The organism is Pseudomonas sp. P4_C3, assembly GCF_056402075.1.
Genome location: NZ_JBFUIC010000812.1, coordinates 1 through 517, shown reverse-complemented (window position 1 = coordinate 517; position 517 = coordinate 1). Strand labels below are relative to the sequence as shown.

Sequence of the window (517 nt, the reverse complement as noted above, 5' to 3'; positions counted from 1 at the left end):
TGAAACATTCGCTACGGGGGCGTCGTTCGGTCCGGTAACCCGAACAGCTGCGTCATAATAACCTTCCGGGAGTCTTATCACGGCTGGGGGAACAGGTAATTCCACGTAGTCACCATCAAGCGCCTTCAAGAACCTCAGCTTATAACGTCCCAATAATCGGTTAGTCGGCGTAAGAAGCCTCGTGGCTTCTCCCTCGCTAGACAACTTCAACTTGAACGTTCCATCTTTCGCTGCGCCTGTGAGCGCCCACTTGTGGGTTGTGGATAGCTGGCGAAGAGGCGGCTGGCTAACAAGATCACCCGTTACAAGACCCGAGGCAGGATCCCAGTCAAGGGCCAAGGGAACACCCCTCAACATTTCTGCGTTCTTGTAATCCAAAGTGAGTGTTTGGGCTTCCCCGCCACCGATGAAATCTGCCCCGGTTGCCGGTATCGCAACGCCGTTTAATTTAACTATCACCTCATCAGCCAGGTTGCGCGATATCACCTTGCACACGGGCAGCGTAAGGGCAGCGTAA

General features: G+C 54.2%; 1 pseudogene. It reads right to left on the bottom strand.

Annotated elements, in window-relative coordinates:
• Positions 1-517 (bottom strand): annotated as a pseudogene (locus tag AC1DVH_RS32590) (hypothetical protein); the annotation flags it as partial.